The organism is Streptomyces sp. NPDC091287, assembly GCF_044768525.1.
In the GTDB taxonomy this organism is placed as follows: domain Bacteria; phylum Actinomycetota; class Actinomycetes; order Streptomycetales; family Streptomycetaceae; genus Streptomyces.
This window is the reverse complement of record NZ_JBIVUV010000019.1, coordinates 14,766-35,046: the sequence shown is the minus strand read 5'-3', so window position 1 is coordinate 35,046 and position 20,281 is coordinate 14,766. Positions and strand designations below refer to the sequence as shown.

The window sequence follows — 20,281 nt, the reverse complement described above, 5'->3', positions numbered from 1 at the left end:
CGGCAGTCGGGAAGGAAAAGAACCGGAGTTCGGCCACGGTAGTCAGGCGGAGCCGCGCGGTTCAAGTTGTTGTCCACAGGCTGTGCACAATGAGGGGTCACGCGAAGCCGGTTTGACCGGATGGCGTAGCCGCGCGTACCGTGACCAGGTCGAGTTGTCGATGGCTGCTGCCGCCTGCCTCCGATGGGCAAAGATCACGATCTGTGATTGTGAAGCGGTGCACTAAGGCGTTTACGCGAGTTCCTCGTGGGCGCACGGTGACAGCCAGGCGATGTCCCGCCAACACACGAATCATTTCTGGAGCCCCCGAGTGAGCAAGCGCACCTTCCAGCCGAACAACCGTCGTCGCGCCAAGACCCATGGCTTCCGGCTGCGCATGCGTACCCGTGCCGGCCGTGCGATTCTCGCGAACCGCCGTGGCAAGGGCCGCAGCAGCCTGTCCGCCTGATCGCCAACAGGTCCATGACGTGCTGCCTACCGAGAATCGGCTGAGGCGGCGCGAGGACTTCGCGACCGCGGTACGACGAGGACGTCGAGCCGGACGTCCACTGCTCGTCGTCCATCTACGCAGCGGTGATACGGACCCGCACGTGACGGGGGAGACTGTTCCCCCGCCGCGTGCGGGTTTCGTTGTCAGCAAGGCCGTGGGGGGCGCAGTCGTCCGTACCGCGGTGAAGCGGAAGCTTCGCCACCTGGTCCGCGACCGGCTGGCTCAGCTGCCCCCCGGTAGCCTTGTTGTCGTACGGGCGCTGCCCGGTGCGGGCGACGCCGATCATGCACAGCTGGCCCGAGACCTGGACGCCGCCCTTCAGCGGCTGCTGGGAGGGGGCGCGCGATGAAGTACCCGCTGCTTGCTCTCATCAAGCTGTACCAGTGGACGATCAGTCCACTCCTCGGGCCTGTCTGCCGCTATTACCCGTCGTGTTCCCACTATGGATATACGTCGATCGACAGGCACGGTGCCATCAAGGGAACAGCGCTGACAGCCTGGCGCATCCTGCGGTGCAATCCGTGGTCACCCGGCGGTGTGGATCATGTCCCGCCACGCAAGCGTCCGCGGTGGCACGAGCTGCTGCGCAATGCCCTGCGCGGCGAAAAGGGCGGGGAGTCCGCCGCTGATGTGCCGTCCGGGGGGTCGGTCTCCGAACCTCCGAGCCCGGCCGCAGAGACCTCGCCCAATGCTCAAGGAGCCTGATTAGTGGACACGATTGCCAGTCTGTTCAGCTTTATCACCACACCCGTCTCATGGGTCATCGTTCAGTTCCACAAGGTCTACGGGGCGCTCTTCGGCGACGACTCCGGCTGGGCCTGGGGTCTGTCGATCGTGTCCCTGGTGGTGCTGATCCGGATCTGCCTGATCCCGCTCTTCGTGAAGCAGATCAAGTCGACCCGCAACATGCAGGTGCTCCAGCCGAAGATGAAGGCGATCCAGGAGCGCTACAAGAACGACAAGCAGCGTCAGTCCGAAGAGATGATGAAGCTGTACAAGGAGACGGGTACCAACCCGCTTTCCTCGTGCCTTCCCATCCTGGCGCAGTCCCCGTTCTTCTTCGCCCTGTATCACGTGCTGTCGTCCATCGCCTCGGGCAAGAAGATCGGGGCGATCAACCAGGACCTGCTGGACAGCGCCCGGCAGGCGCACATCTTCGGTGCCCCGCTGGCCGCGAAGTTCACTGACAGCGTCGAGAAGGTCACCTCGCTCGACGCTTCTCTGATGGACGTCCGGATCGTCACGGCGATCATGATCGTGCTGATGTCGGCGTCGCAGTTCTTCACCCAGCGCCAGCTGATGACGAAGAACGTCGACCTGACGGTGAAGACCCCGTACATGCAGCAGCAGAAGATGCTGATGTACATCTTCCCGGTCATCTTCGCCGTGATGGGCATCAACTTCCCCGTCGGTGTCCTCGTCTACTGGCTGACCACGAACGTCTGGACCATGGGTCAGCAGATGTACGTGATCAACCAGAACCCGACGCCGGGCAGCAAGGCGCAGGACGCCTACCTCCAGCGGGTGCTCAAGAGCGTGACCGCCCACGAGCAGGTGCGCGGCCGGACCCGGCGCAACACCGTCAAGGCCATCGTCGCCAAGGGCCCCGACCGCAACGACATCGAGCGCAAGTTCATCACCGGCCTCGGCAAGCTGGGTCTCGCGGCCCAGGACGACGGCACGGTGCAGAAGAGCGAGACCGCCGCCGCCGACGTCGAGGGCAGCCAGGCGCACAAGCGCCAGCAGCCCAAGCGCCAGACCAAGGCGAAGCGCCAGACGGCCGGTGGAGCCAAGGACACGGAGTCCGCGGACGCCGGCTCCAAGACCTCGCTCGAGAAGCAGGACGCACCGCAGGACGACAAGCCGAAGTCGGCGGGCAAGCCCGCCTCCGGCTCCTCACGCCAAGCCAAATCCGGACAGCGCAAGGGCCCGCAGCGGCCCAAGCACCCGTCCAAGAAGTAAGAAGGAGTCCATCCGTGACGGAAGGCACCACCTCCACGGCCGCCGCTGAGGCCGGCAGCGACACCCTGACCCGCCTGGAGCAGGAGGGCGAGATCGCGGCCGACTATCTTGAGGGACTGCTCGACATCGCCGACCTCGACGGCGACATCGACATGGATGTCGAGGCGGACCGGGCCGCGGTGTCGATCATCAGCGAATCGGCGCGCGACCTCCAGAAGCTCGTGGGCCGCGACGGTGAGGTCCTGGAGGCGCTCCAAGAGCTGACGCGGCTGGCCGTCCACCGGGAGACGGGTGACCGCAGCCGTCTGATGCTGGACATCGGTGGCTTCCGGGCCAAGAAGCGCGAGATCCTCGCGGCGCTGGGTGCCAAGGCCGCGGACGAGGTCAAGAGCTCGGGCGAGCCGGTGAAGCTGGACCCGATGACGCCGTTCGAGCGCAAGGTCGTGCACGACGCGATCGCCGCGGCCGGTCTCCGGAGCGAGTCGGAGGGCGAGGAGCCGCAGCGCTTCGTCGTCGTTCTCCCGGCCTGACCGGATCCTTGTACTGTCGGCCCCGTCTGTTCGCAGGCGGGGCCGATCTTTGTCAGCCTGATAGTCAGCCACCCACAGTGCGCTAGTGCGGTATGGAAGGACGGTCCCCGTGACGGAGGCAGCAGAGCTCCCCCAGGCACCTGCGGAGGCGCAGGCGGTGTTCGGAGAGCTCTTCCCGGAGGCTGTCCGGTACGCGGAGCTTCTTGCGGATGCCGGGGTCAAGCGAGGCCTGATCGGGCCGCGTGAGGTCCCCCGGCTGTGGGAGCGGCACCTGCTGAACTGCGCGGTGCTCTCCGAGGTCGTGCCCAAAGGCGTCACCGTCTGCGATGTGGGCTCCGGCGCGGGGCTTCCCGGCATCCCGCTGGCTCTGGTGCGCCCCGATCTCAAGATCACCTTGCTGGAGCCGCTGCTGCGGCGGACGAACTTCCTCCAGGAAGTCGTCGAACTGCTCGGCCTGGACCATGTGACGGTCGTGCGCGGCCGGGCCGAGGAGGTCCTCGGGACGCTTCAGCCCGTTCACGTGGTGACTGCCCGTGCTGTGGCGCCGCTGGACCGGCTGGCGGGCTGGGGCGTGCCCCTGCTGAAGCCTTACGGGGAGATGCTCGCGCTCAAGGGCGACACCGCCGAGGAGGAGCTCAACGGCGCCAGGGCCGCGCTCAGCAAGCTCGGTGTCCTGGAGACCGAGGTGCTCCAGGTCGGTGAGGGTTTGGTCGATCCGCTCTCCACCGTGGTCCGTGTCGTGGTGGGAGAGAGCCCGGGCGGTGTGAGGTTCGCCGCAAAGAGGGCCAAGGCCGCTCGGACGGAGCGGACGCGCAGGCGTCGCTGAGGGGCACCTCGGGACGGTGGCGACGTCCGGTCGGGAGCTCTGTCCGGTCGGGCGGTATGTGGTTCCTGTTGGTTCTTGCGTCGCTTAGCAGTGGTTCTGCCGGAATGTAGCGATACATACCCCGTGCGGAGTGTCGTGGCCTGGTAGTTGCTTCACGGGGGCATCGTGTTTCACGTGAAACGTCGCTCTCTGCTGCAGGGAATCATCGGCCGCGGTCGTGCGGCTGCCACGCCGCGCGACCGCAAGCCCGGACGGGTTGCCGAGTTGTCCACACGCACGGATTCATCCACAGAACAGCGGGCCTCGCTGGTTCACGACCCCGAAAGCATGGCAGGCTCTGTTCATTGCGAGCCTGAAGTCGAGGAGAGTGAATCCTTGCGGTCCGACGCCAACATCGCGGGACCGATGACCGACCCGGTCCCCGGTCCCCGAACCGAGTCCGTGGGTGAGGGTGTTTCACGTGAAACACCGCCGCCGATGGACGACACACCCATCGGCCGAGCCGCTCAGCTGGCGGTCGAGGCCCTCGGCCGTGCCGGCGAAGGGCTGCCCCGCCCTGACCGCACCCGCGTCATGGTGGTGGCCAACCAGAAGGGCGGGGTCGGGAAGACGACCACGACGGTCAACCTTGCCGCTTCCCTGGCCCTGCACGGTGCACGTGTTCTGGTGGTCGACCTCGACCCGCAGGGCAACGCCTCCACGGCTCTGGGCATCGATCACCACGCCGATGTTCCCTCGATCTATGACGTCCTGGTGGAGAGCCGCCCGCTCTCCGAGGTGGTCCAGCCCGTACCGGACGTAGAGGGTCTCTTCTGTGCCCCCGCCACCATCGATCTCGCCGGTGCGGAGATCGAGCTGGTCTCGCTGGTGGCACGGGAGAGCCGGCTCCAGCGGGCCATCCAGGCGTATGAGCAGCCGCTGGACTACATCCTCATCGACTGCCCGCCCTCACTGGGTCTGTTGACGGTGAACGCGCTGGTGGCCGGGGCCGAGGTGCTGATCCCCATCCAGTGCGAGTACTACGCGCTGGAAGGCCTGGGGCAGCTCCTGCGGAACGTCGACCTGGTGCGGGGCCATCTCAATCCGGACCTGCACGTCTCGACGATCCTGTTGACGATGTACGACGGCCGGACGAGGCTCGCCTCGCAGGTCGCCGAGGAGGTTCGTACCCACTTCGGCAAGGAAGTGCTGCGGACGAGCATCCCGCGGTCGGTGCGCATCTCGGAGGCGCCGAGCTATGGGCAGACCGTGCTGACCTACGACCCGGGGTCCAGCGGTTCGCTCTCGTATCTCGAAGCCGCCCGGGAGATCGCCCTGCGGGGCGTCGGGGTGCACTACGAGGCTCAGCACGCCCACACGAGCAGTCAGAACAGCCAGCAGAACGTTTCGGAGGGCATTCAGTGAGTGAGCGTCGTAGAGGACTGGGGCGTGGGCTCGGTGCGCTGATCCCCGCCGCTCCCCAGGAGAAGCAGGTGTCAGCGCCTGGAGGCGGTGCTGCGTCGTCCGGCGCGGGTCCGGTTCTGACGGCGGAGCGTGGGGTGGCCGCTGCGAAGGTGACCGCGCTGCCTTCCGTCCCGGTGGTGCCGGAGCCTGCGTCCACCCCGGAGGGCCGGTCCGAGCAGGAAGCCGGGACGTCCGGCGCATACTTCGCCGAGCTGCCGATCGGGACGATCACCCCGAACCCCCGCCAGCCTCGTGAGGTCTTCGACGAGGACGCGCTGGCCGAGCTGGTCGTCTCCATCAAGGAAGTCGGTCTTCTCCAGCCGGTCGTGGTCCGGAAGGTGGGCCCGGACAGCTACGAGCTCATCATGGGTGAGCGTCGGTGGAGGGCCTGCCGTGAAGCGGGCCTGGAGCGGATTCCCACCATCGTCCGCGCCACGGACGACGAGAAGCTGCTGCTGGACGCGCTCCTGGAGAACCTCCACCGGGCTCAGCTGAACCCGCTGGAGGAGGCCGCTGCGTACGACCAGCTGCTCAAGGACTTCAAGTGCACCCATGACCAGCTGGCCGACCGGATCGGCCGTTCGCGTCCACAGGTGACGAACACGCTGCGGCTTCTGCGGCTTTCACCGCCGGTGCAGCGCCGGGTCGCCGCGGGCGTTCTTTCGGCCGGCCATGCCCGCGCGCTGCTGTCCGTGGACGATTCCGAGGAGCAGGACCGGCTGGCCCACCGCATCGTGGCCGAGGGGCTTTCGGTGCGCGCGGTCGAGGAGATCGTGACGCTCATGGGTTCGCGCCCCACGAGCGCTGTGAAGCCCAAGGGCCCGAGGGCAGGCGGCCGTCTGTCCCCCGCTCTGACCGACCTGGCGACCCGTCTGTCCGATCGCTTCGAGACCCGGGTGAAGGTCGACCTGGGGCAGAAGAAGGGCAAGATCGTCGTCGAGTTCGCCTCGATGGAGGACCTGGACCGGATCCTCGGCAGTCTCGCCCCGGGCGAGGGCCGTGTGCTGGAGCGTCGGCTTACCGAGACGTCCGAGGAGGACGACGAGGGCTGAGCAGCGGGACCCGAGGAAGGGCGGGCCGTGAGCCGGGTGCATACCGGAACACGGCCCGCCCTTTGCGCTCTCTCGGTATCCGCATCACCTCTGGGTGGATACGATGCGTTCTGGGACGGCGCATCCACGGTGATCGACCTCAGAGGAGGGCGGAGGCCTTGCGAAGAGTGAGCCGCAGTCGGCTCGTCACGGTCGGGCTGGGCCTGGGCGCCGTCGGGGGATTCGTCGGCAGTCTGTTCCATGAACGGAGCACACTGGCAGCCGCACGTGGTGTGGCGGGCGAAGGAAGGGAGGGATCGCTGTCATGGGGCGACGACTCGTACCACTCACCCTGGACAACCTTCCGGATCTCCCCGAGCGTTGCCGCTCGTGCGTCTTCTGGGAGCTTGACCCGGTCAGTGGGGAAGCCGCGGTAAAGGCGGGCAAGCCGGAGCTGGAGAAGGAAGCCTGGATCTCCGCGGTCCTCCTGGAATGGGGGTCCTGCGGCCGGGTGGTCTATGTGGACGACGTGCCGGCGGGCTTCGTGCTCTACGCCCCGCCCGCGTACGTCCCCCGCTCGACGGCGTTCCCGACCAGCCCGGTCTCCCCCGATGCCGTCCAGCTCATCACTGGGCGGATCATTCCCGAGTACCAGGGGCAGGGGCTGGGCCGTGTCATGGTGCAGACGGTGGCGAAGGACGTTCTGCGCCGGGGCTTCAAGGCGATCGAGGCGTTCGGTGACGCGCGGTCCGAGCAAGCCACCTGTGTACTCCCCGCGGATCATCTGCTGGCCGTCGGCTTCAAGACCGTGCGTCCGCATCCCGTGTACCCACGGCTGAGGCTGGATCTGCGGACGACGCTCTCCTGGAAGGAAGACGTGGAGATGGCGCTCGACCGGCTTCTGGGAGCGGTTCAGAAGGAACCGGTGCTGCGGCCGTTGTAAGGCCGGGCCGGCGCTGCCTGCTGTCATGCGAAACGGGCCCACCCCCTCTGAGGGGGTGGGCCCGTTTCACGTGAAACATTGCGCCGATGCGCCGCTGCGCGCTTACGCGCTGATGAAGCCTTCGAGGTCGCGGAGGATCGCGGCCTTCGGCTTGGCGCCGACGATGGTCTTGGCGACCTCGCCGCCCTGGTACACGTTCAGGGTCGGGATGGACATCACGCCGTACTTGGCGGCGGTGGCCGGGTTCTCGTCGATGTTGAGCTTGACGATCTCGATCTGGTCGCCGTGCTCCGCTGCGATCGCCTCCAGCGAGGGGGCGATCTGGCGGCACGGGCCGCACCAGGCGGCCCAGAAGTCCACCAGAACGGGCTTGTCGCTCTTGAGGACGACCTCGTCGAAGGTGTCATCCGTAACGTGCTTCAGGTCGCCGGCCACGGCGGCCTCCTTAGTCTCTGGGGATGGTGGGGTGCGGTGCGGACGTTCAGACGGCCGGGGTCTTCTCCGGCTCGGCGGGCTCCGCGTCGGCCAGGGCCGCGAGGAAGCGCTCGGCGTCCAGGGCGGCGGAGCAGCCGGTGCCCGCTGCCGTGATGGCCTGACGGTAGGTGTGGTCGACCACGTCTCCGGCGCCGAAGACGCCGGTGAGGTTGGTGCGGGTGGAGGGTGCCTCGACCTTCAGGTAACCCTCGTCGTCGAGCTCCAGCTGGCCCTTGAAGAGCTCGGTGCGCGGGTCGTGGCCGACGGCGATGAACAGTCCGGTCACGGGGAGTTCGGATGTCTCGCCGGTCTTCGTGTTGCGCAGGGTCAGACCGGAGAGCTTCTGGTCGCCCTTGACCTCGGCGACCTCGCTGTCCCAGGCGAACTTGATCTTCGGGTCGGCGAAGGCGCGGTCCTGCATGGCCTTGGAGGCGCGCAGGGTGTCACGGCGGTGGACGATCGTGACGGACTTGGCGAAGCGGGAGAGGAAGGTCGCCTCCTCCATCGCGGTGTCGCCGCCGCCGACCACGGCGATGTCGTGGTCCTTGAAGAAGAAGCCGTCGCAGGTGGCGCACCAGGAGACGCCGCGTCCGGAGAGGGCGTCCTCGTTGGGCAGTCCGAGCTTGCGGTGCTGGGAGCCGGTCGTGACGATGACGGCCTTGGCGCGGTGGACGGTGCCCGCGGTGTCGGTGACCGTCTTGACGTCACCGGTGAGGTCGACTGCGACCACGTCGTCGGGGATCAGCTCGGCGCCGAAGCGCTCGGCCTGGGCGCGCATGTTGTCCATGAGCTCGGGGCCCATGATGCCGTCCTGGAAGCCGGGGAAGTTCTCCACGTCGGTGGTGTTCATCAGCGCACCGCCGGCCGTGACGGCGCCCTCGAAGACCAACGGGTTCAGCGAGGCGCGGGCGGTGTACAGCGCGGCGGTGTACCCGGCCGGTCCGGAGCCGATGATGATCACATTACGGACGTCGCTCACGGGTTTCTTCCTCGTTTCTGCAGACTGCCTAACTGCCTACGGGGTCGGTTCAACGACTCACACCCCACCCAACGGATCCTACGGCTGATGCATTCCCGAACGTGCCGCGGCGGTCGCGGACGGTTTTCAGGGGCGGTCGTAGGCGCGGGTGAGCAGCAGCTGCCCCGTGGACTCCGGGGCGGTGTCCACGCAGGAGGAGGCCACGAGATAGGCCTGCACGCGTGAGGGGTCGCTCGGGTGGGGAAGGACGACGAGATAGGCGTCCGTTCCCTGGTACGTCCCCTTATCGAGGGCGAGGGCAGGCGTGGTGCGGCCGGTGGCCTGCTGGACACAGGGGGGAACGGCGACGGCAGGGGCCTGCAAGGGGCTCCTGGACGCCTCGGCGTCGGGGGTGACGGCCTCACTCGTCGACTTGGTGTCCGCGCCCGGCGGCACCTTCTTGGCGCCGGGGCTCTTCTGGGCTGCCCCACTGCCGAGGAGGTCCTGCACCTGGGATTCCAGTGTGCCGTCGGCGTAGGCGTGCGCGCGGCTCTCCCCGGCGCTGACTCCGCTGTCGGCCGCTGTCTTGGAGGAGTCGCCGGACGGGGCGATGGACTGGAGGAAGAAGACGCTCATGCCGATGACCGCCGCGCCGAACGCGGTGCCGAGGACCACAGCGCGCCGCCGCCGACGGGAGGGACGACGGCCCGGTCCGGTGGCGGCGGAGGACCGGCCCTCAGGACGGTCCTGGACGGAGGCGCCGACGCTCCTGGGAGCGGGCTCGCGCGTCGCACGGTCGGTCGTCGTGTCCTCGGCGGTCGTTGTTTCACGTGAAACAACGACCGGCTCGTCCACGGCGGGAGCGGTGGGGCGGGCCTCCGCCGCGAGAGCCGCGTCGATACGGGCGGCGACGTCCGCAGGCATCGGCTCCGGGGCGGGCATCGTTCCGAGGAGCCCACGGATCTCTTCCAGGGAGTCCTGTACCTCCGAGCAGAGTTCGCATCCCGCGACGTGCTGCCGGACTTCCGTCGCCCGGGAAGGGGAGAGCAGTCCCTCGGTGAGATCGGAGATCTCGGAGACCTCCGGGTGCTGAGCCGTGTCGGCCGTGGATGTCACGGGCGCCCACCTCCTCCCTTCGTAGCGGCAGGATCGCTTGCTCCTGCGTCTCTGGGACCTGACGCAGGTGGGACGGATGCCCCGGGCGTCCGGTTCCTTCCGGCCGCGCCGTTCTCCCCGTCGGGGGTCTGCCCCCCGGTTCCCGCGCGCAGATGGCGGACCAGGGGGGCCAGTCTTGCCCGGCCCCGGGCGCATCGGCTTTTCACGGTGCCGGTTGGCACCTCGAGGATGCTGGCTGCCTCCGCGACGGGGTAGCCCTGCATATCGACGAGGACCAGCGCCGCCCGCTGCTCGGCGGGCAGTGTGGCCAGGGCTTCCTGGAGCTGGCGGTGGAGGTCCTGCCGGACCGCGGGGGCCTCGGCCGATTCGTGGGGTTCCAGGAGCTGATCGAGCCGTTCGGCGTCGTCCACCGGGGACGTCCTGCGGGAGGCGGCCTTGCGGACCCGGTCGAGGCAGGCGTTGACGGTGATCCGGTGCAGCCAGGTGGTGACCGCGGACTGGCCGCGGAAGGTGTGGGCGGCGCGGAAGGCGTTGACGAGGGCGTCCTGGACGGCGTCGGCCGCCTCTTCCCTGTCCCCCAGGGTGCGCAGCGCCACGGCCCAGAGCCGGTCGCGGTGGCGCCGTACGAGCTCACCGAAGGCGTCGGGGTCGCCCGCCACATGCTGGGCGAGCAGGGCCGAGTCGCTCGGTGCCTCTGGTGGAACGGAATCCACCGTGCTCCCCCCTCCGAACCGGATCCGATGTCACATGCGGGCCGCACCCGGTGAAGCGGTGCGACGGGGAGAAGCCTGCCGTCACGGGTGTGACGGCCGCAACCCTTGTCGCCGCAGGCGCTCGGTGGTGCGGGCGATCCGCCCCACAGTAACGGGCGGGTGGGGCCGGTGATCACGGGCCGGCACGGGTGGCCCGGGCCGGCCCGTACGTCAGCCGAGGACGGAGATGTCGGTGATGCCGCCGCGGTAGCCGCCGGTGCCGTCCGAGGGGAGTTCCGTGACGTGGATCAGGACGTAGCGCGTGCGGACGGGCTGGTCCAGCTTTTCCTCGAGCGTCTTTCCCGCGACCGTCCGCTTGACGATCGACTGGTCGAAGTCGGCCGTCGTGGAGGGGGACGAGGCGTCCGGGGAGGCGGCGAGGACAGTCGTCGTCTGCCCGCGCCGGTACATGGACACCTCGACGCCGGAGACGTCCCGCACCTTGCCGAGGTCGAGGATGATTCCGCTGCCCTGCTTGCGCTGGGGGAGGTTCCCGAAGTTGGCGAACCCCTCGTACCGGGGGGTGACCCAGTGGGTTCCGGAATCGCCGTCGATGGTGTTCTGCACCTCCCGCTCCTTGATGCCGGAGCCGTCGGGCATGAACTCGGTGGCCCCCGCGATGTCCAGCGGTTCGGCGGACGGCGCGGGCTTGTCGTCCTTGTTCTTGTCGTCCTCGTTCGGTTCGGTGACGCCGGTGTCCTCGGAGCCCTTGGTGCGGTCGAGCAACGCCTCCGCGAGCTGCCAGCTGCCGAGGCCCAGCGCGGCGATGAGGAGCGCCGAGACGGTCCACTTGAGCGCGCGGCCGGCACGGCTCTGCAGGGGGGCCGGAGGGACGGGCATCACGGGCTGGACGACGGCGGACGGGTGGGAGGACGGCCGTCCGTACGTGCCCTGCTGATAGGTCGTGCGCTGGTAGGCCGGCGGCGCGGTGAACGTGGGTTCCGGAGGAAGGATGCGCGGCATGGCCGCGACGGCCTTGGCCAGCTCGTCCGGGGTGGTGCAGGGCGGTTCCTGCCGGGAGGCGGTGGCGCCGTCGTTGGCGAGCGCCCGCATGGCGAGCTCGGAGAGACCGCGGTGGACGCCGGCCCGGACCTGGTCCGGGGCGATGAGTCCCATGCCCTTGGGCAGCCCGGCGAGGCCGTGGGCGTCGTCCCCGTACGGCCAGCGGTGGGTCAGTGCGGCGTACAGCAGGGCGCCGATCGCCTCGGTGTCCGTCCGGAGGGGGCGCTCCGCGGTGATGCCGCGCAGGGCGGCGTTCACGGCGAGGCCACGGATGCGGTACTGCCCGGTGGAGCTGCGCAGGACCGCGCCGGGGGTGAGGCGCAGATGGGACAGGCCCTCGCGGTGGGCGGCGGCCATCGCCTGGGAGAGCTGGCTGACGAGCTGGTAGGCGTCGTGGGCCTCCATCGGCCCGGTGGCCAGCAGAGCGGTGAGCTCGGTGGCGTCCGGCAGCCATTCGTGGACCACGTAGACGAGGTCGTTCTCCTCGACGGCGTCCAGGACCTGGACGAATCGGGGGTCGCCGAGCAGAGCTGAGGAGCGGGCGGCGGCCAGCACGGAGCGGGCCCGCGGGTGGTCCGCGGGCAGCAGGTGCACGCCCACCGCGCGGCGGAGCTTCTCGTCGACAGCACGCCAGCTGCTGAAGCCGTCCAGACGGGTGACGCACTCCTCCAGGCGGTAGCGCCCGGCGAGTTTGTGACCGCTGTGCAGATCGGGTGAGGCCGGAACGGCCTCGGAACGCTCCCGCCCACCGTCCGTTTTCTCGGTGTCCTTGGGGCTCGCGCCCTCGGTTTCCTCGGCTTGCGCCGTCCCGTCGGTCGTGGCCTCGTCCGCCTTGGCGGTCAGCGGCTCGTCGCCGCTGTTGTCAGCCACGTCGACGGCAGCCGTGCTACGTTCCGCCACCGTCGTTCCTGCCTCCCCATCCGTTGCGCGATGCCAGCCAGCTCTGCACAGTCACGCCAATTGTGCCCACACTCCGGCGCTATGCACGACACGCGGAGTGCGGCGATGGTTGTGCGGGCGAGCGCTCATTCAGCGTCCGAGCCGTCCACGGACCATGCCGACCAGGCCGTTGACCTCTTCGATGCGCATCTTTTTCGCCGCGACGAAGAAGATGCCCAGGAGGATGACGCCGCCGCAGATCAGCGCGGCCAGTGAGCCGAGTGCGCCGATGCCGACGAGTTCCAGGATCCCGAATCCGACGGCGCCGCCGACCAGGGCGGCGGGCACCGCGGCCATGCAGAGGCGCGCGTAGGTCCGCACGATGTGCGCGCCGTCCAGGTCGCCGCCCAGCCGGTTGCGCAGTCGGCGCCAGGCGACACCGACGCCGACCGCGTAGGCCAGACCGTAGGAGAAGGCCATGCCGACGACAGCCCAGCGGGCGGGCAGGACGACGTAACAGAGTGCGGAGGCGGCGGCGTTGACGGCGGCCACGATGACCGTGTTGTAGAAGGGGGTGCGGGTGTCCTCGTAGGCGTAGAACCCGCGGAGGACGACGTACTGCACGGAGTACGGGATCAGGCCGAGCGCGAAGGCCATGAGGATGAAGCCCATGGAGCGGGCGGCCTCGATGCCGCTGGAGGCGTACAGCAGGGTGGCCATCGGCAGGCCGAGCGCGAGGAACGCGAAGGCCACCGGCACGATGGCGACGGCCGAGTTGCGCAGGCCCTGCGAGATGTCGTCGCGGACCGCGCCAGGGTCGTTGTCATGGGCGGCCCGGGAGATGCGGGGCAGCAGTGCGGCCATGACCGAGACGGTGATGATGGCCTGCGGCATGCCCCAGATCAGCTGGGCGTTGGAGTAGGCCAGGAACCCGGTGCCGTCGTGACCCGAGGCCGTGCCGGCCGCGGTGGCGAGCTGGGTGACGACCAGGACGCCCGCCTGGTTGGCCAGGACGAACAGCACGGTCCACTTGGCGAGCTTGACGGTCTTGCCGAGCCCGTGGCCCTTCCAGTCGAACCGGGGGCGGAAGCGGAAGCCCGTCTCGCGCAGGTACGGGATCATCGCCAAGGACTGGACGACGAGGCCGAGCAGGGTGCCGATGCCCAGCAGCCGGACGCCTTCCGGCGGGATGGTGTCGACGCCCATCCGCGATTCGGCGGAGGTTCCGTAGACCCAGATGAACAGCCCGAACGTGATGATCATGACGATGTTGTTGAGGACCGGGGTCCACATCATCGCGCCGAACTTGCCACGGGCGTTGAGGATCTGACCCATCACCACGTGCACGCCCATGAAGAAGATGGTGGGCAGGCAGTAGCGGGCGAAGGTGACGGCGACACTGTTGGCGGCCACGTCATCGGCGATCGTGCTGGACATCAGCTTGATCAGCACCGGTGCGACGAGGACCGCTGCGGCGACGATCAGGCCGAGCGCGACCATCACCAGGGTCAGGAGCCGGTTGGCGAAGGCCTCACCGCCGTCCTCGTCGTCCTTCATGGCACGGACGAGCTGCGGGACGAAGACCGAGTTGAGGCCACCGCCGACGGTGAGGATGTAGATCATCGTCGGCAGGGTGTAGGCGATGGTGAAGCTGTCGCCCAGCAGCGCGGCACCGAGTGCGGCGGTGATCACCAGGGACCGCACGAAGCCGGTGAGCCGGGAGACGAGCGTGCCGGCGGCCATGACCGCGCTGGACTTGAGGAGCCCGGAGACCTTGCCACCGCCGCTCTTGGCGGGCACGGGTGCGGGAGCCGGTTCGGGCTGGGGCGGTACCGGGGGCTTCCCCGATCCCTCCTGGTCCCGGAAGAGGTGGGCGAAGGCGTCCGGTTCCTGCCGGTCGTCCGACGCCTGGGTGACGAGCGCGTCGACGCCGACGAACTGCGTGGTCGCCGGGCGGTCCCCGTACGGCAGGTGCCGTGAGGGCCCCGCCGGCTCGGGGGGCGGGGTCTGGGCCCAGATGCGCGGGTCGGGGGCGTAGGGGGCGGCGGGCGGCTGCTGGTAGAGCGGCCCCGGCTCCTGGTACGTGCCGGGAGGCGGCGGCGGGTGCGCGGCGCGGTCGTAGAGCGCCTCGCCCACCGGGTCCTGGGCGGCCAGGTCCTGTGCCCGGTAGGGGTCGTCCTCGTAGGCGTGCTGGAGGTAGGGGTCCGGCGGCACTGAGCCGTCCTGGCCCGCGTCCGGAGGAACCGGAGGCCCGCCCGGAGACGCTGCTCCGCCCGCGCCCTGCCCGCGGTCACCGTCGTACGGCGCGTTCATCGAAACCCCTACCTCATCGTCCCCGGCCGACCGGCCACGACAGACATCGCTCAACGGTCCACTTTCTCACCCGTTCCCGACGGGGCCCCGCTTTCCGGACCGGTGTCCGGAGCCGGGTCACTCGGCTGCTCGGGTCCGTCGCCGTTTCCGTCCGCCGTGTCGCTTGCCACGGCGCGCTTGCGGTGGCTGTACATCCTGATACCCGCCAGCACCAGGAGCAGCAGGCCGCCGGCGATGACCAGCAGCACGGTGGGCGTCACCTCGGAGACCTTCACGGTGAAGGTCATCTCCTCGCCGTACTGGGTGCCGTCCTCCGTGTACAGCCGGGCGGTCACCTGGGCGCGGCCGTTGGCGCTGGTCGCCGTGTCGAACTTCACCGACTGGCTGTGGCCGCCCGCGATGCTGACCGGAAGTTCGGCCATGCTCCCGTCGTCGTTGAACTTGAGCCGGATGTTGTCCGATGTCAGCTGGAGAACCAGCCGGTCCACGCCCTGCACCAGCTTGTTCTGCACGGTGACCGGGATCGTCGCGCTGCGCCCGGAGAGCGTGACGTCGGACTTCTCGATGAGCTGCACCTCGGAGGTGAGGCTCTGCAGATAGTCGCGGACCGCGTCGCGGTACTGCTGCGCCTCCAGGGACCGGCCGCGCCAGGACGTCGACATCGAGCGGTTGACGGCGTTGCCGAAGGGAGTCACCACGCGCTCGGGCTGCGTCAGGATCGTCTCGAAGCTGTCGAGCGAGCCTTGGGTGGTGCGGATGTCCTGGAACGCCTGAGTGGGCAGTTCCTGGGCTCGGAGCTTCTTGGGGTACGCGGAGGCCCGGGGGACTTTGGTGGTGGCCCTCGGGTCGGGCTTCACCTCGGCGGCGGCGACGAGGTCCAGTGGCTGCGTCCAGCGGTTGCCCGCCAGGCCCTCCAGCGCGCGGGCCATTGTCTGGGCCTGTGCGGCGGTGGGCATCCGCGGCGGGGCCACGACGATGCTGCGCTCGTTGTCCGGCGCCTGCTCGGTCAGTGCGAGGGTCTGGGCGAGGAACTTCTGGACCGCGCGGGTGGAGGAGTCCGCCCTCGACATGTCGCCGTCGAACAAGGTCGACAGCCGGGCGTCCGCGACGACCGCGGTGGTGCCGCCGCCGATCGGCCGCGCCGCGGTCGGCGTGTAGGGAATTTCCGTGGTCTCCCGGAAGCTGTCGCTGCGGGCGATCACGTTGTGGGCCCCCGCCGAGGTCGCCACATCGACGATGGACGAGTCCACGGCGCCGTTCACGGGCCAGGCGAAGTCGGTGGACGGCTTCACATGGAGGATGGTCTCCACGGTGGTCGCGGCCACGGCGGAGGCGTTCTGCAGGTGGCTGAGCGTTCCGGAGACGTTCTTGCCGCGGTGCGCGATGGAGGCCAGATCGGGGTCGGCGAACGGCAGCGCGATCACCTTGCCGTCCTCGACCACCTTCTCCAGCGCGCTGAGCCACTGCTTGGCGACGGCCTGGTTCTTGCCCGGGACGGTCGTGTCACCCGACTCGACCTCGTACTTCCCGGCCATCGCCGCGACGCTCGCCAGGAGGTCCGGGTCGACGACCCAGGTCACGGGGAGCCGACTGCCCAGGGACACCAGCTGTTCCAGCCGGCCACCGGGCGCCAGCTCCTTGGCCAGGTCGTCGTCGGTGAACACGGGGGTCTGCTGCTCGTCCGAGCGGGTCTCCGCCGTGACGTGGGGGGACGCGATCAGCGGCCAGAGGAAGGTGAGCTTCGTCCTGCTGTCGCTCGCCTCGGGCTGCCAGGGCAGGAACGAGCGCTCGATGCCCAGCACCTGCTCGTAGGGGGTGGCGGTCGTACGGCCGGAGACCGAGACGCCGAGCTGGTAGACGCCCGGGTCGTCCAGGCCGAGCTTGTCGACGGGCACGGTGAGCGTGAAGTCCTGGCTGATCCCCTTGGCGAGCTTGGGGAACTTCACTGTGTACTTGTCCCCGACGGTGACCGGGTCGACGCCGGGAACGTACGCGGAGCGCTTCGCGGCGTCGTCGACCTCTCCGCGGCCGGAGAGCCGGGGCCCGACCCGCAGGTCGACCTCGGCGCTGCTGATCGTCTCCTTGCCCTTGTTGGTGAGCGTTCCGGAGACGGTCAGGGTGTCGTCCTCCTTCGGAACGCTCGGGGAGAGCGTGTTCAGGGACACATCGACCGTACGGGAGCCGGTGGGGGCCTTGGCGGGCTCGGCGGCCGGGGCGGCACCGGCCGCCGGAACGGCCAGGAGACCGGCCAGCAGCGGTGCTCCGAGCACCGCCGAGGCCGTGCGCCGGAGCCACCGGCGGGCAGGAGAGGGACGAGTCCCCTGGAAGTCTGCCGCCTCGGCCACGCGCCTACCCGTCCCTCGTCGTCATCAGATGCTGTCGATCGTTCGGTCCTGCGTCCCCGCATGGTAACGAGGTGCGGCGGGCCGAAGTGCTGGGGTCCATCGCACATGATCGCGGGTATCCCGCAGGGCCCCCGTAAACGATGACGCCGTGGCCGGTCCGTGCACGTACCCTTTTCTGTTGTGCCGAACGCCAACGAAGAGAACGCCAGTGCACTGAGCCAGGTGCAGCACCGCGCGGTGAGTGAGCTGCTGCGGGTGTCCCCGGTCGCCGACGACCTCGCCCGTCGATTCCAGGAGGCCGGATTCGGCCTCGCGCTGGTCGGCGGCTCGGTCCGCGACGCACTGCTGGGCAGGCTCGGGAACGACTTGGACTTCACCACCGACGCCCGCCCCGAGGACGTGCTCAAGATCGTCCGCCCCTGGGCCGACTCGGTGTGGGAGGTCGGGATCGCCTTCGGCACCGTCGGTTCCCAGAAGGACGGCTATCAGATCGAGGTCACGACCTACCGGTCCGAGGCCTACGACCGGACCTCGCGCAAGCCGGAGGTCTCCTACGGCGACTCCATCGAGGACGACCTCGTGCGCCGTGACTTCACGGTCAACGCGATGGCCGTGGCTCTGCCGCAGAAGGAGTTCGTCGATCCGTACGGAGGGCTGAAGGACCTCGCCGAGCGGGTGCTCCGCACGCCGGGAACGCCCGAGGCGTCCTTCTCCGACGACCCGCTGCGCATGCTCCGCGCCGCCCGCTTCGCCGCGCAGCTCGACTTCGAGGTCGCCCCCGACGTCGTGACCGCGATGACGGAGATGGCCGCGCGGATCGGCATCGTCTCCGCCGAGCGGGTCCGCGACGAACTCAACAAGCTGCTGCTCTCCCAGCACCCGCGCAAGGGTCTGGGGCTGCTGGTCGACACGGGACTGGCCGAGCAGGTGCTGCCCGAGCTCCCCGCGCTGCGCCTGGAGAGTGACGAGCATCACCGTCACAAGGACGTCTACGAGCACTCGCTGACCGTCCTGGAGCAGGCCATCGACCTGGAGGAGGACGGACCCGACCTCGTGCTGCGTCTGGCCGCACTGCTCCATGACATCGGCAAGCCGAGGACCCGCCGCTTCGAGAAGGACGGCAGGGTCTCCTTCCATCACCACGAGGTGGTGGGCGCGAAGATGACGAAGAAGCGCATGACCGAGCTCAAGTACTCCAACGAGCTGGTCAAGGACGTGTCGAAACTGGTGGAGCTGCACCTGCGCTTCCACGGGTACGGGGACGGTGAGTGGACCGACTCCGCGGTGCGTCGGTATGTGCGCGACGCGGGGCCGCTGCTCGAACGCCTCCACAAGCTGACCCGATCGGACTGCACGACCCGGAACAAGCGCAAGGCGAACGCGCTCTCCCGCACCTACGACGGGCTGGAGGAGCGCATTGCCCAGCTGCAGGAGCAGGAGGAGCTCGACTCGATCCGCCCCGATCTGGACGGCAACGAGATCATGCGGATCCTTGAGGTCGGCCCCGGTCCGGTGATCGGCAAGGCGTACGGGTTCCTGCTGGAGCTGCGCCTGGAGCACGGGCCCATGGAGCGGGACGCCGCTGCGGCCGCGCTCAAGGAGTGGTGGGCGCGGCAGAACTGAGCCCGGTGGGCGTTGTTTCACGTGAAACATCACCCACCGGATGTGGCGAGGGGCGTTGTTTCACGTGAAACAACGCCCCTCGCCACATCCATGACCGGCTACCGATATCCGTCGATCCGTCGCCGACGGAACATCGCCACCGCGACCACCGCGTACAGCACCGACACGACCACCACGACGACGACCGATCTGCCGTCCGGCGGGAGCATGAGAGCCGCCACCCCTGCGGCGCTCACGAACGCGACGTTGAAGAGCACGTCGTAGAGCGAGAAGACCCGGCCGCGGAAGGAGTCGTCGACCGAGGTCTGCACCACCGTGTCGGTCGCGATCTTCGACCCTTGGGTGACGACGCCGAGCACGAACGCGGCGATCAGCATCGGGAAGGGGGCGAAGGAGAGGCCCAGGGCGGGTACCAGGACCGCCGCCGCGGCGGGGCAGCCCACGATCCATCCGTACCGGCCGAGCTGCCCCACCGCCCATGGGGTGAGGACGGCGGCGACGAAGAATCCCGCACCGGACACCCCGACCGCCAGGCCGAGCAGGGCCAGCCCGTCGGACTCGGTGTCCGACCAGGCGTATCGGCACAGCATGAGCACCATCACGGTGAGGGCGCCGTAACAGAAGCGGATCACGGTCATCGCGGCCAGGGCCCCGGCCGCGTGTCTCCGCTGTGCCAGATGGCGAAGCCCGGCGACGAGCCCGCGCGCGGTGACGGCCAGAGCGGCCCGCAGTCGCAGGGGGCTCCCGTCGGTATCCGGTCCCAGCAGGGCGCGGGGCAGGCTCAGGGACGCCAGCGCGGAGAGCAGATAGAGCATCGACCCCAACAGCACGACCGCCGCGTCGGACTCGTCGGCCACCAGCCGTACGACGAAAGCGAGACCGCCTCCCGCGGTGGCCGCCAGAGTGCCGGCGGTCGGAGACAGGGAGTTGGCGACGACGAGGCGATCGGTGTCGACCACCCGGGGCAGGGCGGCGGAGAGACCGGCCAGTACGAAACGGTTGACGGCGGTGACGCAGAGGGCCGAGGCGTAGAAGAGCCAGTCGGGCACCGAGGCGAGAATCAGCAGGGCCGTGGAGCAGGCCAGAGCGGCCCGCAGGAGGTTCCCGTAGAGAAAGACCTGGCGTCGGGGCCAGCGGTCCAGCAGAACCCCCGCGAAGGGGCCGATCAGGGAGTAGGGCAGGAGGAGCACGGCCATCGCGGAAGCGATGGCGGCGGCCGACGCCTGCTTCTCGGGGGAGAAGACGACGTACGCGGCGAGGGCGACCTGGTAGACGCCGTCGGCGGACTGGGACAGCAGCCGCACGGTGAGCAGGCGGCGAAAGTTCCGCAGGCGCAGCAGGGTGCGCAGATCACGCGCGACAGACATGGGAGCAAGCGTCACACACGTCGGGGGTCCGCGGGCGGATTGCCCGGGGACCCCCGACGTGCGGCAGGAAGAGGTGAGCGTCTTCGCTCAGCGCTCCGGTGAGGCTTGTCGGCCGAGAGGGCCGGTTCAGCTCTCGGTGTCGCCGTTGATGAACCGCTCGACGTTCTCGCGGGCCTCGTCGTCGAAGTACTGCACCGGCGGGCTCTTCATGAAGTAGGAAGTCCGCT

Annotated in this window: 18 protein-coding genes; 10 read left to right on the top strand and 8 right to left on the bottom strand. The window is 69.1% G+C overall.

Going from position 1 to position 20,281, the window contains the following annotated elements; all coding sequences use genetic code 11:
• Positions 1 to 310 precede the first annotated feature (310 nt).
• The 9 genes from rpmH (at position 311) to ACIQRW_RS28935 (ending at position 7,225) form a co-directional block, all read left to right on the top strand.
• The gene (gene rpmH / locus ACIQRW_RS28975; protein WP_003967884.1) at positions 311 to 448 is read left to right on the top strand and encodes a 50S ribosomal protein L34; all 138 of its coding nucleotides are present in this window, start codon (positions 311 to 313) and stop codon (positions 446 to 448) included.
• A gap of 19 nt (positions 449 to 467) precedes the next feature.
• Complete coding sequence (rnpA, locus tag ACIQRW_RS28970; RefSeq protein WP_007447378.1) at positions 468 to 839, top strand: ribonuclease P protein component; 372 nt, start codon at positions 468 to 470, stop codon at positions 837 to 839.
• A complete protein-coding gene (gene yidD, locus ACIQRW_RS28965) occupies positions 836 to 1,195 on the top strand; it encodes a membrane protein insertion efficiency factor YidD (RefSeq protein ID WP_006125986.1) in 360 nt (119 codons plus the stop codon). Before rnpA ends, yidD begins: the two co-directional genes overlap by 4 nt.
• Positions 1,196 to 1,198: 3 nt before the next feature.
• A complete protein-coding gene (gene yidC, locus ACIQRW_RS28960; RefSeq protein WP_403765503.1) occupies positions 1,199 to 2,452 on the top strand; it encodes a membrane protein insertase YidC in 1,254 nt (417 codons plus the stop codon).
• Between the two features lie 14 nt (positions 2,453 to 2,466).
• On the top strand, positions 2,467 to 2,982 hold the full coding sequence (locus tag ACIQRW_RS28955; protein WP_097865601.1) for a R3H domain-containing nucleic acid-binding protein: 516 nt from the start codon (positions 2,467 to 2,469) through the stop codon (positions 2,980 to 2,982).
• Between the two features lie 109 nt (positions 2,983 to 3,091).
• Positions 3,092 to 3,808, top strand: a complete 717-nt coding sequence (gene rsmG / locus ACIQRW_RS28950) for a 16S rRNA (guanine(527)-N(7))-methyltransferase RsmG (protein WP_403765500.1) — start codon at positions 3,092 to 3,094, stop codon at positions 3,806 to 3,808.
• A gap of 327 nt (positions 3,809 to 4,135) precedes the next feature.
• Positions 4,136 to 5,212, top strand: a complete 1,077-nt coding sequence (locus ACIQRW_RS28945; protein ID WP_078585112.1) for a ParA family protein — start codon at positions 4,136 to 4,138, stop codon at positions 5,210 to 5,212.
• Positions 5,209 to 6,303: a ParB/RepB/Spo0J family partition protein gene (locus tag ACIQRW_RS28940; protein WP_403765497.1), complete on the top strand. Its 1,095-nt coding sequence runs from the start codon at positions 5,209 to 5,211 to the stop codon at positions 6,301 to 6,303. Before ACIQRW_RS28945 ends, ACIQRW_RS28940 begins: the two co-directional genes overlap by 4 nt.
• 304 nt (positions 6,304 to 6,607) lie before the next feature.
• Positions 6,608 to 7,225: a GNAT family N-acetyltransferase gene (locus ACIQRW_RS28935; protein ID WP_403765494.1), complete on the top strand. Its 618-nt coding sequence runs from the start codon at positions 6,608 to 6,610 to the stop codon at positions 7,223 to 7,225.
• Positions 7,226 to 7,327: 102 nt separating this feature from the next.
• Here ACIQRW_RS28935 and trxA read toward each other — a convergent pair whose 3' ends face one another.
• The 7 genes from trxA to ACIQRW_RS28900 all read right to left on the bottom strand — a co-directional run bounded on the left by trxA (position 7,328) and on the right by ACIQRW_RS28900 (position 17,064).
• Positions 7,328 to 7,660 (bottom strand): thioredoxin, encoded by a 333-nt coding sequence (gene trxA, locus ACIQRW_RS28930; protein WP_018957328.1) that lies wholly within the window; start codon positions 7,658 to 7,660, stop codon positions 7,328 to 7,330.
• Between the two features lie 46 nt (positions 7,661 to 7,706).
• Positions 7,707 to 8,678, bottom strand: a complete 972-nt coding sequence (gene trxB, locus ACIQRW_RS28925) for a thioredoxin-disulfide reductase (RefSeq protein ID WP_215103637.1) — start codon at positions 8,676 to 8,678, stop codon at positions 7,707 to 7,709.
• Positions 8,679 to 8,804: 126 nt separating this feature from the next.
• Positions 8,805 to 9,773: a hypothetical protein gene (locus tag ACIQRW_RS28920; protein WP_403765491.1), complete on the bottom strand. Its 969-nt coding sequence runs from the start codon at positions 9,771 to 9,773 to the stop codon at positions 8,805 to 8,807.
• Positions 9,770 to 10,486: an RNA polymerase sigma factor SigM gene (gene sigM, locus ACIQRW_RS28915; RefSeq protein WP_403765489.1), complete on the bottom strand. Its 717-nt coding sequence runs from the start codon at positions 10,484 to 10,486 to the stop codon at positions 9,770 to 9,772. The genes ACIQRW_RS28920 and sigM overlap by 4 nt, the downstream gene beginning before the upstream one ends.
• 210 nt (positions 10,487 to 10,696) lie before the next feature.
• Positions 10,697 to 12,427, bottom strand: coding sequence for a protein kinase family protein (locus tag ACIQRW_RS28910; protein ID WP_403765487.1), 1,731 nt, complete (start codon positions 12,425 to 12,427; stop codon positions 10,697 to 10,699).
• A 129-nt stretch (positions 12,428 to 12,556) separates the two neighbouring features.
• On the bottom strand, positions 12,557 to 14,719 hold the full coding sequence (gene murJ / locus ACIQRW_RS28905; RefSeq protein ID WP_403765485.1) for a murein biosynthesis integral membrane protein MurJ: 2,163 nt from the start codon (positions 14,717 to 14,719) through the stop codon (positions 12,557 to 12,559).
• Between the two features lie 50 nt (positions 14,720 to 14,769).
• Positions 14,770 to 17,064 (bottom strand): DUF6049 family protein, encoded by a 2,295-nt coding sequence (locus ACIQRW_RS28900; protein WP_403765483.1) that lies wholly within the window; start codon positions 17,062 to 17,064, stop codon positions 14,770 to 14,772.
• Between the two features lie 180 nt (positions 17,065 to 17,244).
• On the opposite strand from ACIQRW_RS28900, the gene ACIQRW_RS28895 reads away from it, so the two are divergent.
• Entirely contained in the window at positions 17,245 to 18,687 is a 1,443-nt protein-coding gene (locus ACIQRW_RS28895; RefSeq protein ID WP_403765482.1) for a CCA tRNA nucleotidyltransferase, read from the top strand.
• Between the two features lie 98 nt (positions 18,688 to 18,785).
• Here the strand turns inward: ACIQRW_RS28895 and ACIQRW_RS28890 are convergent, their stop codons facing one another.
• Complete coding sequence (locus ACIQRW_RS28890) at positions 18,786 to 20,054, bottom strand: MFS transporter (RefSeq protein WP_403765480.1); 1,269 nt, start codon at positions 20,052 to 20,054, stop codon at positions 18,786 to 18,788.
• Positions 20,055 to 20,281 lie beyond the last annotated feature (227 nt).